The sequence below is a fragment of the Marinobacter iranensis genome (assembly GCF_029207565.1).
In the GTDB taxonomy this organism is placed as follows: domain Bacteria; phylum Pseudomonadota; class Gammaproteobacteria; order Pseudomonadales; family Oleiphilaceae; genus Marinobacter; species Marinobacter iranensis.
Map to the genome: position 1 here is coordinate 76801 of NZ_JANCMW010000007.1, position 14949 is coordinate 91749.

Below are 14949 nucleotides of genomic sequence, written 5' to 3' on the forward strand. Positions count from 1 at the left end.
AGGCAGATGGACGAATACAGGCCGGGCGGTTCGCCCGGGAAGGGTCGTAATACACTGGTGATACTCGCGCTTGCTCTGGGTGTGGCAGCATGCACACCCACCGTGCGGATGGAGGCACCCAAGGAGCCCATCACCGTGAACCTGAACGTCAAGATCCAGCACGAAATTTACGTGAAGGTGGATAAAGACGTGGAAGAACTTTTCGGCGAGAAGGGCTTGTTCTGATGGTCAATTCTGAATCCAGGGGGTCACTCATGAAACGGTTTGCACAACTCAGTGCGTTCATCCTTGTGCTTTGCCTGGCCGCGCCCGCCTTTTCGATGGGGCTGGAAGAAGCTAAAAGTCGGTTGGATGCGGCAAAACAGCAGGGGCTGGTGGGCGAAACCCCAACCGGTTATCTGGAGGTGGTCAAGGCTGACGGTAATGCCCGCGGTATTGTCGAGGCCATCAACAAGGCCAGGCGTGACGAATACGCCCGCATTGCAGAAAAACACGACATTCCCGTAACCCAGGTGGAAACAGTGGCCGGCCAGAAAGCACTGGATAAGACACCGTCGGGGCAGTACATCCTGAAGGATGGGGAGTGGGTCAAAAAATAGATAGCAGTGCCCCGGGACGCCTGCAGCGCACTAGTGATCGCCCTCGCCCCACCAGCGGAACCTGAGCGGCATGGATGCACCGATCTGTACGTCTGGTGAGTCTTCGGTGACGCCAATGCCCAATGAAATGTCTGCAGTTTGTGAGTTGCTGATGGCAAAGGACCCGCCCACCGAAAAGGTTCCGGTTGTCAGGTAGGAGCCCGGAACGGCTTCGCCATCCAGACGGCTGCGTTCGGTAAACTGCTGGTCGTAGGCAAACGACAGCGAACTGGTCAGGTTCAGGGCAATAGCCGTACCGAGGGAGAAGCCTATGCTGTTTCCCGGCTCAAAGCGGCCCGCGTCTTCCCGCGTGGAGAGGTTCCAGCTGTAATTGGCGCCGCCAAAATACACCAGCGGGTCCACCACCTTTACGCCGGTTAGGCCCAGGTTGATAGAATCATAGCCGCTTCCAAGGGCAATCGGGTTGCGTTCTGTTACATCAAACGGGCTGCGCCCACTGGTGGATTTCCAGCGCAGGCTGGCAAGAATATCCGGCCAACTACCTTCGCCATAAAGCAGCTGATGGCTGATGCCCAGGGAAATGTCACCCAGCCCATCGGCACTGCTGATTGTTTCTTCATTGTCAGCACTAAATCTGCGTTCTTCGCTGTAACCATAGGGAATGCGAACATCCAGTTGTGAATCCCAGGGCAGGCCAATGCGGGTGGTCAGTGCGGCGGTCGTCTGGTTGCGCTTGACCCGTTCAGACACGATATCACCCACGACAAGTACCGGCAGGATGGTGAATCCGTCGATGACGATATTGTCGGCAGAACTGTGAGCGTATGACAGTGAAGGTTCGACATCGACTGTGCCGGGTGGCAGCAACAGTCCGCTGCGTTCAATCAGCGTTTGCTGGAAGGCGGTGCGCACCAGACGTTCCTGTTCACGTTGCTCTTCTTGGCTCAGTTCTGGCAGAGGCGGCGCTTGTGCTGGCGTCCCATCGCTCTGGCCGACAGCTGCATCCGGCCTGGATTGTTCGATATCCGAAACGCGCTGCTCCAGCAACAGAATTTTCCGGTTGAGCTGCTCGATCAGCCGGTTTTGCTGCTCAATAACACGGCGCAAGGTGTCTGTCTGTTCCGGTGGTATCAGATCTGTCTGTGCATTGAGGACACTGAAGGGCATCAGGCATACAGCCAGCACTGCCGTGAAGGACAACCGGCGATGCATGATTATCGCCTCGTGGCCGGCACCGGGCCGGCGCCGCGGCTTAGTCGGTAAACATAGTTGAGATCAGGCACACTCAGATGCATGGCCTCCGATGCCAGCGCAGCACGTCGTTTGTCGCTGGCATCGGCCGGTTCCACCACGAAGCCGATACCGCTGGTCCAGAACTGACGGAACTGGTGTTGTGAGAGTGTCAGGTTGCCGAAGGCCGGGTCGCCGATAAGCACCTTGCCTGCGGCAACTCCCCGGAAAACCACGAAGTGGTCCAGCCCCCGTATCCGAACCGGTAATATCATCGGAGCGTCAAAATCCGCCAGATCTTCCAGGGCCAGTTCACCGTAACCATTTGCGGAGTACCCCACGGCTTCTGCGAAGCGTTTCAGGTCCAGCAGGGAAAATCCGCCACGCCTGCGCACCAGGGCGGGGTCGGTATTCGCGAGAATGCTGACCGCTATGGTCGCCTCACTGTATGGTTCGTTGTAGTCGTAGGTCAGTATGGTGCTGAGGGCCGCGGCGCCACAGCTGATGTCCCAGCCCTGACGCACAAGGTTACGTTCACGCAGTTCCAGAAACGAGCGGACCGGTGCCTGGAAGCGCGCGGCGTTGCTGTCAACGGAAACGCTGGCCGCATAAAGTGGGGCAGTCAGCCCGACACCCATGATCAGCATTGCCACCTGATAAAACCGGCAGATAAAGCGGACAGTCATTTCAGACCGCCAATGCCCGTTATGCCAGATGGCAAACCGTTCAGGTTTGCCTGGTTAATGGCCCCGATACGGGAATCGATCGAGATGTTCAGGTTCAGCAGCACGTTTACCGCTGAATTCACCGCGTTGATGTTAATCACCGAACCAAGGCCGCTTTGCGCACCGCCACTGAGGTTCAGGTAACCCGGCGCAATGCCTGGGCTGAACCCGGCCGCATACAGGCTTCCGTCGGCGGTAATAACCCGGCCGGAGCGGGTGGTTCTGACCACATCGAATGTCAGTATTTCCGTCCTGTCACTACCGGCGGCACCTGCTGTGATGGTGTGAAGTGTGGCATCATCCAGGGGTTGACGTTTTTCCGCCATAGCCTGCAAAGGCCAGCAGGCAACCAGGGCGACGAATACAGCCTTTTTCCATTGTCTGATCATGACGAACTGCTCCTTTTGCGTCACGGTTACAGTCCGCCGATCTGGGTGAACTGGTTTTGTTGGTTCATTCTGTGTAGCGGCATTGCCGTGCCCTGGTGCGTTGTGGAAATGGCCGTGACATTAAGCCCGTTGCCTACCAGGGCTGATGCCGCATTCACACCGTTGATTACCCGGGCACCCCGTTGGGACTGTCCACGAATCACCACCAGGTTGTAGCGCCGCTCCCTGGCAGAGGATTGCCTGATCACCGTCACACGTGATTGCCTGGTGCGCAGGCGTAGCTCGCCGCGTTCGCGTTTAACGTCATACGTCAGCAGGGATTCGTTGCTGGCGGATTGATGCTCGCGGGTCTGCGTGATGGAGTGATTGTTGTATTCTACTCGGGTTGTTGTTGTGTCTATGGGGGCGCACTGGTTTTGTGTCTGACTGAACTGGCAGGTTTCACCAGCGCCAATCTGGCGATTGAAGCCGTCGGGTTCGGGGAAATCGATGCTTTCGTCCACCGGTATCTCGAACCCGGGCAGGTCGAGACTGTTAATGGCCGAGCCAACGTCCCCCAGTTCCGGCAGCAGGATGCCGAAAGTGAAATCGGCGAGGGTGCCCAGGTCGAGGGGAATGGCGCCCGAGAATTCAATACCACCGCTGTCAAAGGCAATGCTGCCATCGCCGGCGATGGCGTAGCCCAGTTCGACCCCGAGATCCCCCGCCGGGTTAACCCCTTCCAGAATGATATCGTCCAGTTGGACAGTGGCCCCCGTGAGCGTGACCTGAACGCCGTCACCCTCACCACAGGGCGGAATCAGACAGGCTGTGAATGTGACGTCGGGAATGCTCAGGCGAGGTCCTGAAAACTTAACGTCGCTGCCTTCCAGAGTCACATTGCCCGGGAAAAACTCGGCCCCTGAAACAGTCAGGGTGGCGGGCAGCGGGAGATCGTAACCCAATACCTCCCAGCTACCACCTATGGTGAAATCCGGCAGGGAAACGGGAGACACGCCGAGAGACACCGGCTCGTCAAAGAATCCTATCCGCCGGGGCGTAACGGTGGCATCGAGCCGTGTTGTGATGATTTCGGAGGACACCCGTTGATCAAACTGTGTCATCGATTCATGGATGTTTGAAGTGCTGCCAGCGTTGAAAACCACACGGGAGATCTTCTCGGTTACAGGGGCGCCGGCTTCAAAGTGTGCCAGGCGGGCAAGGTTGCCTGTTGTCTGGAATAAGCGATTTTCCTGGCTTAGCCGGGCGTCCAGAGGTGGTGAATCACGGCCTGAATGATAGAAATTCAGTGCCTGGATGCTGTCGGCACCACTGACATTGAGCAGGTTCATGGCCCGAACATCGGATTGAGCCCCGTTTTCCAGGGTTACCTGTTGCTGCTGTTTGTTATCGAGCGTGCCTTCCACAACCAGGCCGCTAGCCGGGTTGCCTGGCCGCATCGCCGCTGCGCTGGAGGCTGTGATGGCAGATAACCCCCGGTCATCGAGCGCAGCGGCCTCTGCCGGCTGACCCTGCAAAGCCAGGGTGATGATCAGTGTGAGGGCGGGCAACATGCCCACCCTGATCATGAGAGCCGCCATGGGATTGTTCCCTCTTCAGTATCAGCGGCTGTGGTTGATTACATTGGTTTGATTGAGTGAGTATTGTGGTCCACTGGCCTTCATTGCCACGCCTGTTCCGGCACCCCGGCTGGTGGCAATGTTCACGCCATTGGCGACGGCACTGCCGGCGGCGTTGACCAGGTTCATCGCACGTAATCCGGATTGTGCACCGCCGGACAGACTCACCAGGTAGGCCGTATTAACGTCAATGCTGGATTCATCCACCACAATGTACTCTGCCTGGGCGTCCTTCAGGGTGAAAGGTGCGCTGACGATCTCGTGTTCCACCTTGTCCCATGTTTTGCTGGTACTGCTGCTTTCATCCAGGGTATAGAGGGTAGAGTGGTCGCTGATCTGCTCGTCAGTCGTGGTTCGGCTGCCGTTAATGGTGCAACTGCCGTTCAGGGCAACACAGCCCATGGCGTCGAAGTCCAGATCCAGTTGAGGCAGGCCTATATCAACAGTAATGCCGGCATCGCCGGTATCTACCAGAATATTGCCCGCGTCTACACCGATATTCAGTTCACCGTTAAAGACCACTCCCACGGCCTTACTCGCACTGGGCGCATTGAACTCGACAGCGTAGGACCCGTTGCCGTCGAAAACCGGGTCGCCGGCCCCGAGTTCCAGGTCGCCATCCAGTTCCAGGCTGAATGTGGAGGCTTCCGAGAGGCTGAAGCCACCTTCTGTGGTGATTTGTTCCGAGGTGGTGTGTTGTTCAAGATTGGTTACTTGATCATACAGAGACGACGAAGTCTCGCTGCTATAGGATCCGGTGTTGGTTCTCAGGGTTTCGGTATTGGCGCCGCGCTCATAGGAGGGCAAAGACGAGAGTCGGCGCTGGTCCTGGGTAACGACATTGCTTTGGGAAATCTCATACCCGGCAGCGGAAATCTCTGGGGTGCTGCCCCCATCGAACAAGTTGACTCCGTTGGCAACAGTGCTTTCGCTACTGTTGATAAAGTTCAGCGCGCGCACACCTGACTGGGATTCCTGTTCAATCCGGACTTCACCGGCAGACAGCAGGTTGGCCGTTGAACCATTACCCACGATAGCACCGCCATTGGGTGCAGGAGTGCTGCCGGCGGCAGTGATTCTGTCAAGATCCTGACTATTCAGCGGAGTAGGGCCGGCAAGTGAAGTGCCTACGAAGGCAATAGACATTGCCCCGGACAGGGCGAGGTAATAAAGATTCATGATGGACCCCCAACAGGCTTCTTTTCAGAGCCTCAGAGGAGAGAACGTCATCACCTTACAGCATGTGTCTGGCGCTCAGACCTTTCACCCGAATGCATCTCTGGGACGAGGCGGTGGTTTCAGGTGCTCAAAAAATAGCCTAGGCTTGATAGCTATAACTGTCAATAAAATAGGCAGACCTTTGTGGGGGCAATAGGTCTGATAAACATTGCATGATGGCGTTGGCAGGTTAATATGCTGGTCCGTATCGTCCACCCGGAACGCTAAATGGCTCGCTTCAACGAAATTGGTACCGCAACCATTCCCGGTAATGGGACCCGGTTGCGCCTGCTGCAACGCAATGATGAATTCTCCATCAAGATTGCCGGCACAACCGGTGAGCTGATGAACAGCCGCTTGCACGGCTCGGAGGATGCCCTGGCCACGCTTGCCTGTGAGCGTATTGCCGGGCTGGGTGCGCCACGCGTTTTGATTGGTGGGCTGGGAATGGGGTTTACACTGGCAGCGGCGTTGTCCGCCCTGGGGGAAGATGCCCGCGTAACGGTGGCCGAACTGGTTCCCGAAGTGGAGGCGTGGAACCGGGGGCCGCTGGGGGCTGCGGCCGGGCACCCGTTGAGCGACGCCAGGGCCAGCGTTCACATTGGCGATGTGGCGGAGCTGCTGCGGGAGGGCGATGGCAACTGGGACGCCATCCTGCTGGATGTGGACAACGGCCCGGAGGGGCTTACCCGCAAGGAGAATAACTGGATCTATTCCCCGGCTGGCATCGCCGCCGCACAGAAATCCCTGAGCCCCGACGGCATACTGGCATACTGGTCAGCCGGGCTAGAGCACGCATTTACCGAGAGGCTGCGCCGTGTAGGATTTTCCGTGGAGCCGATCACGGTGCGGGCCCTGCGTCCGGGCAAGGGTGCCCGTCATGTGATTTGGCTGGCCTGGTAGCAGGCGCCTGCTGCACACCCTATTGCCAAATGGTCATTCGAAATACAGGTATCCGGGTTGTATTTTACGATTAAGGGGCAATGTTGGTAGTAAGAGCCTCATTCAATTCTCTGAGACGCTCAGGGAGGTATTTTCATGAAACCCTCAATGAGTCTGACCGGCGAGCAGGAAAGCCATAAGGTGGCCGCAGTCTTTGACACAGAGCCGGACGCCAGGGGAGTTGCGAAAGCGCTTCAGGAAGGAACCAGCCTGACGGATGAACAGGTAACTGTGCTGAGCCCCGTGGACCGGCATCAGGGCAGGGAACTGGAGCCCGAGGACCAGGGTATCTGGCAAACGCTGGTACGTTCCCATGTCGGATTGGGTGCTGGCGGTGCGGTGACGGGGTTTATCGTATTTCTGATACTGAGTGCCCTTGGCATCGGGTTCATAGCCCAGAATGCGGTGGTCGCCGCCTCGGTGCTTGCTGCGCTTGGGTTGGTGTTGGGGCTGTTGCTCGCCGGGGCGGTGACAATCCGTCCGGATCACACGCCCTATCTGATGAAGGCGCAGTCCGCCTTACGCAAAGGCAAATATGTTCTGACGGTTCACGCATCCAGCGCACAGCAGCTACAGGAAGCAAAGTCGCTTCTCGACGCCCGGAATGTTAAAACAGTGCAAACCATCTGATATAACCAGCCGGGATTCTGTCTATGGACGATCTGAAGCGTTCGCGGGTAACCATCATTGCCGTCAGCGCCATTGTTCTTTTTTTTCTCACCAACTATCTGGCGCGTTTCCTGTTTGGGCTGACGGGCGTGTTGGTGTCGGTGGTTATCGCGGCGTTGATTGCAGTCTATATCAGCTGGTCGGTGGCCCGCGTACTGAAGCGGGTGCCGACCGGTGAAGAGCGTGCCCGGGTGCTGTGGTCCTATGGTGGCTTCCTCGGAGCGCTGTTCGTAGCCTGGGCCGCTTACGTTGGACTGTCCACCGGGCTGGACATGGGGGCCGTGATATTCCTGCTCAGTCATTACCTGCCATACCCGGCACTCGCCCACCTGATGCTGTCTGATCGCATGGTGGGCAGGTTTGTGGGTGAGCCCGGCTAGTCGTCGCCTTCCTCGGCATCCCGGAGGCGTTCCTGGCGTTCCCGCTCCTCTTCCTTGGCGGCGTCAATAACCGCCATGAGCTCGTCCACATCGGCGCTTTCGGTGTCGTGCTCGAAGCAACCGGTCAGCTTGCTGTCGGGGTGCAGGTCGCCTGATTCGTAGAGCGCCCAGATTTCCTTGCCGTAGTCGGTGTTCAGCAGTTCCGGCGCGAAACGCCCGAAATACCGGCGCATATTGTCCACATCCCGTTCCAGCATTCGCTCGGCGCTGTTGTTGCCGGAGGCGTTGACGGCCTGGGGCAGGTCGATAATGACCGGGCCAGTAGGATCCACCAGAACGTTGAATTCCGACAGGTCGCCGTGAATCAGGCCGGCGCTGAGCATGCGAACCACATCAGCAATCACCTTGCTGTGGTAATCCCGAGCCTGCTCCGGCGTCAGGGTGACATCGTCCAGCCGGGGCGCGGCTTTGCCGTCTTCATCGGTAATCATTTCCATCAGCAGTACGCCATCCACGAACCCGAAAGGTTCCGGTACACGTACATCGGCGCTTGCCAATCGGTACAGGGCATCCACTTCGGCGTTCAGCCAGGCATCTTCCTGTTCCTTCTGGCCATAGCGGGTTTTCTTGCCCATGGCTCGGGCCCGGCGGCTATTGCGAACCTTGCGGCCTTCCTGGTATTGCACGGCCTGCTTGAAGCTGCGTTTCTGCGCCTCTTTGTAGACCTTGGCACAGCGTACACTGTCGCCACAGCGTACAACGAATACCTGGGCTTCCTTGCCGCTCATCAACTGGTACAACACTTCGTCCACCATGCCATCGTCGACAAGTGGCTGTAATCGTTTTGGTATCTTCATAGATCCTTTCGGTGGGCTGGTTGGGCCTGGCGGGTCATCGGGTGTTTCGACCGGCACGTATGGGGGCATCTTACCTGAAATTGGTAAAAGACCCCTCATTTAGTGCGTGGCTTCGCTGGGGGGCTTCTGGTCCATGTTCCTGGCGAGGATTTTGTCGGCATCCAGTGAGGCAATGGGTACCTGGGTGTCGCGGGGGATATCGCCGCTGAGTTGCAGAGCGAGGTAACGCATGGCGCAGACCCGCAGGAACGAGGTGAAGTTGCCAAGATCGTGTCCGGCGTCGATGGATTCATGGTACAGCTTTGTGATCATCTGGGGCAGGTTCATGCCGTCCCGGGCGGCGATTTCCGTGAGGGCGTTCCAAAAGGCGTTTTCCATGCGAATGCTGGTCACCATGCCGTCGATGCGCAGGGAATGGGTGCGGCTGACCCAAAGATCGGAATCCGCGTGGACGAAGAGTTTGCACATGGCGCTATCCTCATGAATCCGGGGCCGCCGTAACGGCCCCGTTTCCGTCACTTGTCCAGCAGTTTGAAAAACTGTGCCAGCCATTGGGGGTGCGCTGGCCATGCCGGTGCTGTCACCAGATTACCATCGGTCACCGCGGCGTCAACGTCGATGGCGGCAAAGCGGCCCCCGGCCAGTTCCACTTCCGGCTGGCAGGCCGGGTAGGCGGAACACTCGCGGCCCTCAAGCACGCCGGCGGCGGCCAGTAGCTGCGCTCCGTGGCAGATGGCAGCCACCGGTTTTTCCGTTTCGAAAAAGTGGCGCACCAGGTTCTTTACGTCTTCGTTCAGGCGCAGATATTCCGGTGCCCGGCCGCCGGGGACCACCAGGGCGTCGTAGTCGGCGGGATTGAGCCCGGCGAAGTCCGCATTCAGGGCAAACCGGTGGCCCGGCTTTTCGGTGTAGGTCTGGTCGCCCTCGAAGTCGTGAATGGCCGTGGCTACGGTGTCCCCTGACTTCTTGTCCGGGCATACCGCATGAACCGTGTGGCCAACAGCCTGCAGTGCCTGGAAGGGCACCATGGTTTCGTAGTCTTCGGTGAAATCACCGGTGATCATCAGAATCTTCTTACCGCTCATACCCTGCTCCTTGTGCTTGTTAGTGGTAGCCTGTTTACAGTAACAAGGGCGGAACAACAGCGGGTATTAGGGGAATACTACAGTGTTATGTTATAACACGCGGCTGTACCGATTCTTCCATTTTCCAACACGGGCGACCCATGACTTCACCGATACCGACCAACCTGGTGCTTGGCTTTCTGGGGGTAGGGAAAACCACCACCATACTGGACCTGCTGAAGAAAAAGCCGGAGAACGAAGCCTGGGCGGTGCTGGTGAACGAGTTCGGTGAAGTGGGCATTGACGGCGCCATGCTGGAAACCGAAGGTGCTTTTGTAAGGGAAGTGCCCGGTGGGTGTATGTGCTGTGTGGCCGGTCTGCCGATGCAGATTGGCCTCAACCAGTTGATCCATAAAGCCAAACCTGACCGGCTGCTGATTGAACCCACGGGGCTGGGGCACCCCTCCCAGATTATCGAGACCCTGACGGGAGAGCACTACCAGGATGTGCTGAAACTGGGGCCGGTGCTTTGCCTGGTTGACCCGAGACGGCTTGAGGAGCCCAGGGTTGTGGAGAATGTACAGTTCCGGGACCAGGTTGCCGCGGCCGATATTGTCGTGGCCAACAAGACGGACTTGTGCCAGCCGGAGCAGCTTGCCCGGTTTGATGAATGGGTGGGCAGCCTGCAGCCGGCGAAAACCGCTGTGTTCCATACCCGACAGGGCCGGATGGATATTGGCTGGCTTGATGGCGAAACCGGGTTGTCAGAGGTGGGTTCGCCCCATGCCCACCACCATCATCATGGTTCGGCGGAGCCGCTGCCTGTTCCCGACATCCGGGATGAACCCTGGCAGCAGGTCAGTAACCAGGGGCAGGGCCATTTCAGCCTGGGCTGGCGGGTACATTCGGATACGGTATTTTTGGAAACCGGGCTGCTGGTGTTGGCCATGGATAGCCGCTTTGTCAGGTTCAAGGCGGTGGTGCACACCAGTGAAGGCTGGCGGACCATCAATATGGCGGACGGCGCCCTCTCGGTGTCTGAATGCGAACCAAGGGATCTGTCCCGTATTGAGCTCATAAGCGAGCAGAGCCTGGATGCGGATGAGCTGGATGCCAGCCTGCGAGAAGCAATAGGGCAAACGGAATAATCATGCTGAAAATTTCCAACGCTGTGGAGTTGGGTGACTGGGAGATAGAGCTGACCCAGATCCGCGCCCAGGGCGCAGGAGGGCAGAACGTCAACAAGGTAGCGTCGGCGGTCCATCTGCGCTTCGATATTCCCAACTCCAGCCTGCCGCCGTTTTACAAGGAGCGGCTGATGAGCCTGTCTGACCAGCGCATCAGCAAGGAAGGCATCATTGTTATCAAGGCGCAGAAGTTCCGCACCCTTGAGCTGAACAAGGAAGACGCCCTTGAGCGCCTGAAGGAACTGATTCAGGAGGCGGTGAAACAGCAGAAAGCACGCCGGCCTACCCGCCCCACCAAAGGCTCCCAACGCCGGCGTGTCGATAAAAAGACCAAGAAAGGCAAAACCAAGGCCTTACGGGGCAAGGTGCCGCTTTAATTCAGTACAGCAGGTAAGTTGCATAACCGGCGCTTACCGCCATGCCAATAACCACGATCAGGAACACGGCCACCAGCGTCGAGCGAAACAGGGACTTCAGAAGAATCAGCTCTGTCAGGCTGGCGCCCGCACTGCCAATAATCAACGCCATGACGGCTCCCGCACTGACACCCTTGCTCAGCAGAGCCGCAGCGAGTGGGATGACCGCTTCTGCGCGAATATAGAGCGGAGCCCCGATGACGGCGGCGACAGGTATGGCGAAAGGATTATCGGCACCGGCATATTCAGTCAGTAAACCGGTAGGAACGAAACCATAGATAACGCTTCCAATGGTAATGCCCAGTATCAGATAGGGGAGCACTTTCCGGAAATCTGCCCAGGTCTCGCTCCAGAGACCCTCGAATTTCCCTGACCGGATATCCCAGAGGAGCGATTCGTAGTATGACACGATTGGTGCTGCGTACCCCTGGCCATAGGCGATAGAACCACTTCCCACAGAGCCTCCACCCGAACCAGTGGGCTTCGTATCCTTCGCTGGCTGGCTCTTGCCGGTCGCCGCTTTGCAGCTGCCCTGAACGGCATTGACGTTCAGAACATAGCGTTCAAATCCCAGCGTCTGTAGCGACCATCCGGCGATTACGGATACCAGGAAGGCGAAGGTAACGTATATGCCCGTCAGTGCCAGGCCGAAGGTTGCGGCAAGCAGTACCACAATAATCGGGTTCAGCAGGGGGGAGGCAAACAGAAAAACCATCATCGGACCGAACCCGGCACGGGCCCGGATGAGTCCTTTGAGTAGCGGGATTGTCGAGCAGCTGCAAAAGGGGGTGATGGCACCCAACAACGCAGCAAGCAGATAACTGCGCCCACGCTGGGCACTGAGCAGCGCTGCAATTTTCTCCTGTGGCACATACCGCTGTAATACGCCAACCAGCAGGCTGATCAACAGGAACAGGAAGGATAATTCTATGGCGAGAAAAGCGAACATACCCAGGGTGTCTTGCATTTCCTGTGACATGATAACCTCTATATTTCTAGATATATGGAAATATAAAGTTAAATTGCGCTCTGTGTGCGTGTCAAGTAAATTTCTAGAACTATCGAATTAAAGGTGGTGGCGATGACGAATGAAGAAGCGGCCACGTGTCTGGCTGAACTTGGAAACACCCACAGGCTGACGATTTTCAGGTATCTCGTGAAGGCGGGTCACGACGGCGCATCCGTTGGTGAGGTGCAGCGCCAGCTTGATATCCCGGGGTCGACCCTGTCTCATCACCTGTCACGCATGGCCAATGCCGGCCTTATTCGGCAGGTGAAACGTAGCCGCGTTATTACGTGCCTGCCCAACTTCCAATTGCTGGAGGAGTTGACGGGGTTCCTTCAGGATGAGTGTTGCATGGGGCATGAGGCCGCCAGTGGCACTTCCGGCAACGGGGCATAGCCTCCGAGCCATCTGTATTCAGGTGTGACTCCGGCTTCCCAATCCAAGACGTGCGGCTTCCTCCCGTCGGCGCAGGTACAGATCCCGGGCCGCTGCTCCGACCAGAAGCACGAACCCGGCCAATTCCGTTATCACGCTGTAGTCGACAAACAGGGCATAAAGGACAAACCCGGAGCCGATAGCGGCGAAGGCAGCTGGCATAGCTGAACGGTGACGACGAAATCCGGCGGCTATGAACACGGTGGCAAGGATTGTGAACAGGGCGATCGCGCCGCCCCAGAGCCGGGGATTAAGGGTTATCCCGGCCCCCAGGGCAGCGAGTATGCCCACGGCGGCCAGAGCTCCGTAGCAACTGATCAGCGCCATCACCAGGGCGGCCACGCCGAGAAAGCCCCTGCGATGAAGGTCCGCGAGCCAGCGCTTGGGACTGGCGCGTCGCAGCCACTGGTTCCACCAGGCAGGTGCCTGGCCGGCCCTTTTCGCGGTCAACTCGATCGAGTGGGCACCGAAGCTTTGGGCAATCTCGCGGGTTTGCTGACTGGGGCTATGGGCAAAGTAGTCCAGCCGGCGCAGAATGCGGATGTCCTCAAATCCCACATCACCCAGCATGGCCAGCAGGCTGTCCTCCACAGTGGCACCGACCACGCACTCAACCCACAGGCGCGGATCGGAATCGCAGTTGACGTTCACCGGCCTGTCTATCACCACATCGGCCAGTTGCAGCCGCCCCCCGGGCCTCAGTACCCGGAACATCTCGCGGATGGCCCGGCGTTTGTCTGGTACCAGGTTGAGGGCGCCGTTGCTGGTGATGCAGTCGATACTTTCATCCGCCAGGGGCAGGTGTTCCGCAGAGGCCTGGATGACTTCCAGGTTGGGATGACGGCCATGGCTGTGATGTTTCAGTTTTCGGGTCATGGCGGCGGTCAGGTCCAGCGCAATCACTCTGCCGTCCGGCCCTACCTTTGAGGCTGCGATCAGGGAGTCGTTACCGGCGCCCGCTCCTATGTCCAGGGCGGTGTCTCCGACCTTCATGGACTGCGCAGTGAAGGGGTTACCGACACCGGCAAAAGACTCCGCAACGCCTGCGGGCAGCAGTTCCATATCACTGGCGGCGTAGTCAAGAACACGCAGGGCTTCTCTGCCAACCGGAAAATGGAAGTGGGCATCGGGCGTATCCGCCACGGCGCTGTACATATCCTGAACCGCGGCGGTGATTTGCTGGGGTGAGTATCCAAGGATAGCGACCATCGGATTGCCCTCCTGATAGGTCCTGCCGGGTCAGAAGTGGTCTATCATTTCCCGGATCCGGCGGCGCAGCCTTTCCGGTGCTTCCTGTTGTCCGCTTCGAGCGATCCGTTCCCTGAGTCTGCGCTCAAATTCCGCCCGGCTGAAACAGTCGTGGCACCGCTCCAGATGCCGTTCTATTTCCGCACTGGTGTGGTTGTCCAGCTCTTGGTGGAGGTAGTCGACCAGGCGCTCGACCACCTCTTCACAGGAAATCCAGGACTCCGTCATACATCACCTCCTCTGGTTCCCGGTGGTTGGCTGCAGCAGTTCGCCAGCCCGGCGTCATGGGCCTGCTGCCAGAGTGCCTTTTGCAGACGGCAGCGGCCCCGGCTTATACGGGACCGTATTGTGCCCAGCGGCAGGCCGAGCAGACGGGAGGCCTCTTCATAGCTGTAGCCCTCCACTTCGACCAGTACGATCGCCACTCGATAGGCATCCGGCAGGTGATCGATGGCTTTTCCGATGTCTTCCTGCAACAGCGTATTAATAAACTCCTTTTCCGGCGCCCCCCACCAGAGCAGGAAGGGCTGATGCAGTTTCTCGAACAGGGAGAAACGGTCATCGCCGCTCTCCGGCTCGAGTTCTACTTCCTTGTCCTGACGACATTGCCGGCGGCGCCATTGAGATATGAATGTGCGATGAAGAATCCTGAACAACCAGCCTTCCATATGCGCGCAGTCGTCCAGTTGATCCAGTTTCTTCCAGGCGTTCGAAATTGTCTCGGCAACCACGTCCTCGGCGTCGTCCGGGTTTCTTGCCAGGCGCAAAGCGGTTCCATACAGGCGATCCATCAGGTGTGCTACCTGCTTCTCGAACTGATCTTTTCGTTCCTGTGGGCTGGCCACGGGAAGGTCGTGCCGGGTGCTGGTTGCCATGTGTTCTCCCGCCTTTCACCGCAAGGACGCGCCGGGCAGCGAAAGAGTTCCCGCCAGATACCAATGCCCGCTGCGGGAACAAGTCAGGTT

20 protein-coding genes are annotated in these 14949 nt (G+C 58.2%); 8 read left to right on the forward strand and 12 right to left on the reverse strand.

The window, feature by feature from the left end; all coding sequences use genetic code 11:
* Positions 1-6 precede the first annotated feature (6 nt).
* A complete protein-coding gene (locus NLU14_RS12315; protein WP_275706920.1) occupies positions 7-225 on the forward strand; it encodes a YnbE family lipoprotein in 219 nt (72 codons plus the stop codon).
* 29 nt (positions 226-254) lie between these two features.
* The gene (locus NLU14_RS12320; protein WP_275706922.1) at positions 255-599 is read left to right on the forward strand and encodes a YdbL family probable chaperone protein; all 345 of its coding nucleotides are present in this window, start codon (positions 255-257) and stop codon (positions 597-599) included.
* A gap of 30 nt (positions 600-629) precedes the next feature.
* On the opposite strand, the gene NLU14_RS12325 is transcribed toward NLU14_RS12320, so the two are convergent.
* The 5 genes from NLU14_RS12325 to NLU14_RS12345 are packed head-to-tail and all read right to left on the reverse strand — an operon-like array spanning position 630 to position 5741.
* A complete protein-coding gene (locus NLU14_RS12325) occupies positions 630-1811 on the reverse strand; it encodes a transporter family protein (protein WP_275706924.1) in 1182 nt (393 codons plus the stop codon).
* 2 nt (positions 1812-1813) lie between these two features.
* Complete coding sequence (locus NLU14_RS12330) at positions 1814-2515, reverse strand: C39 family peptidase (RefSeq protein ID WP_275706926.1); 702 nt, start codon at positions 2513-2515, stop codon at positions 1814-1816.
* Positions 2512-2943, reverse strand: a complete 432-nt coding sequence (locus tag NLU14_RS12335; RefSeq protein ID WP_275706928.1) for a hypothetical protein — start codon at positions 2941-2943, stop codon at positions 2512-2514. Before NLU14_RS12335 ends, NLU14_RS12330 begins: the two co-directional genes overlap by 4 nt.
* A gap of 26 nt (positions 2944-2969) precedes the next feature.
* Positions 2970-4523, reverse strand: a complete 1554-nt coding sequence (locus NLU14_RS12340; protein ID WP_275706929.1) for a hypothetical protein — start codon at positions 4521-4523, stop codon at positions 2970-2972.
* A 21-nt stretch (positions 4524-4544) separates the two neighbouring features.
* Positions 4545-5741, reverse strand: coding sequence for a hypothetical protein (locus NLU14_RS12345; protein WP_275706931.1), 1197 nt, complete (start codon positions 5739-5741; stop codon positions 4545-4547).
* Between the two features lie 267 nt (positions 5742-6008).
* On the opposite strand from NLU14_RS12345, the gene NLU14_RS12350 reads away from it, so the two are divergent.
* The 3 genes from NLU14_RS12350 to NLU14_RS12360 all read left to right on the forward strand — a co-directional run bounded on the left by NLU14_RS12350 (position 6009) and on the right by NLU14_RS12360 (position 7771).
* On the forward strand, positions 6009-6683 hold the full coding sequence (locus NLU14_RS12350; RefSeq protein ID WP_275706933.1) for a spermidine synthase: 675 nt from the start codon (positions 6009-6011) through the stop codon (positions 6681-6683).
* Between the two features lie 135 nt (positions 6684-6818).
* A complete protein-coding gene (locus NLU14_RS12355) occupies positions 6819-7352 on the forward strand; it encodes a hypothetical protein (protein WP_275706935.1) in 534 nt (177 codons plus the stop codon).
* A 23-nt stretch (positions 7353-7375) separates the two neighbouring features.
* A complete protein-coding gene (locus NLU14_RS12360) occupies positions 7376-7771 on the forward strand; it encodes a hypothetical protein (protein WP_275706937.1) in 396 nt (131 codons plus the stop codon).
* Here NLU14_RS12360 and NLU14_RS12365 read toward each other — a convergent pair.
* From NLU14_RS12365 to NLU14_RS12375, 3 genes are all read right to left on the reverse strand, one after another.
* On the reverse strand, positions 7768-8628 hold the full coding sequence (locus NLU14_RS12365) for a PA4780 family RIO1-like protein kinase (RefSeq protein ID WP_275706939.1): 861 nt from the start codon (positions 8626-8628) through the stop codon (positions 7768-7770). The two genes, NLU14_RS12360 and NLU14_RS12365, sit on opposite strands and share 4 nt — an antisense overlap.
* A gap of 99 nt (positions 8629-8727) precedes the next feature.
* On the reverse strand, positions 8728-9096 hold the full coding sequence (locus NLU14_RS12370) for a ribbon-helix-helix domain-containing protein (RefSeq protein WP_275706941.1): 369 nt from the start codon (positions 9094-9096) through the stop codon (positions 8728-8730).
* A 47-nt stretch (positions 9097-9143) separates the two neighbouring features.
* Entirely contained in the window at positions 9144-9713 is a 570-nt protein-coding gene (locus NLU14_RS12375) for a DJ-1/PfpI family protein (RefSeq protein ID WP_275706944.1), read from the reverse strand.
* Positions 9714-9853: 140 nt separating this feature from the next.
* On the opposite strand from NLU14_RS12375, the gene NLU14_RS12380 reads away from it, so the two are divergent.
* Together NLU14_RS12380 and arfB are read left to right on the forward strand one after the other, a co-directional pair.
* Positions 9854-10840 carry a CobW family GTP-binding protein gene (locus tag NLU14_RS12380; protein ID WP_275706946.1) on the forward strand — a complete coding sequence of 329 codons (987 nt, stop codon included), beginning with the start codon at positions 9854-9856 and terminating at the stop codon, positions 10838-10840.
* A 2-nt stretch (positions 10841-10842) separates the two neighbouring features.
* Entirely contained in the window at positions 10843-11256 is a 414-nt protein-coding gene (gene arfB / locus NLU14_RS12385; protein ID WP_275706947.1) for an alternative ribosome rescue aminoacyl-tRNA hydrolase ArfB, read from the forward strand.
* A gap of 1 nt (position 11257) precedes the next feature.
* Here arfB and NLU14_RS12390 read toward each other — a convergent pair whose 3' ends face one another.
* Positions 11258-12274 (reverse strand): permease, encoded by a 1017-nt coding sequence (locus NLU14_RS12390; RefSeq protein WP_275706949.1) that lies wholly within the window; start codon positions 12272-12274, stop codon positions 11258-11260.
* A 102-nt stretch (positions 12275-12376) separates the two neighbouring features.
* Here NLU14_RS12390 and NLU14_RS12395 point away from each other — a divergent pair, with 102 nt between their 5' ends.
* Entirely contained in the window at positions 12377-12697 is a 321-nt protein-coding gene (locus NLU14_RS12395; protein WP_275706951.1) for an ArsR/SmtB family transcription factor, read from the forward strand.
* An 18-nt stretch (positions 12698-12715) separates the two neighbouring features.
* Here the strand turns inward: NLU14_RS12395 and NLU14_RS12400 are convergent, their stop codons facing one another.
* Genes NLU14_RS12400 through NLU14_RS12410 form a run of 3 tightly spaced genes read right to left on the reverse strand, consistent with a single transcriptional unit; the run spans position 12716 to position 14859 of the window.
* Positions 12716-13945, reverse strand: coding sequence for a MerC family mercury resistance protein (locus NLU14_RS12400; RefSeq protein ID WP_275706953.1), 1230 nt, complete (start codon positions 13943-13945; stop codon positions 12716-12718).
* Positions 13946-13975: 30 nt separating this feature from the next.
* Positions 13976-14212, reverse strand: coding sequence for an anti-sigma factor family protein (locus NLU14_RS12405; protein ID WP_275706955.1), 237 nt, complete (start codon positions 14210-14212; stop codon positions 13976-13978).
* The gene (locus tag NLU14_RS12410) at positions 14209-14859 is read right to left on the reverse strand and encodes an RNA polymerase sigma factor (protein ID WP_275706957.1); all 651 of its coding nucleotides are present in this window, start codon (positions 14857-14859) and stop codon (positions 14209-14211) included. The genes NLU14_RS12405 and NLU14_RS12410 overlap by 4 nt, the downstream gene beginning before the upstream one ends.
* Positions 14860-14949 lie beyond the last annotated feature (90 nt).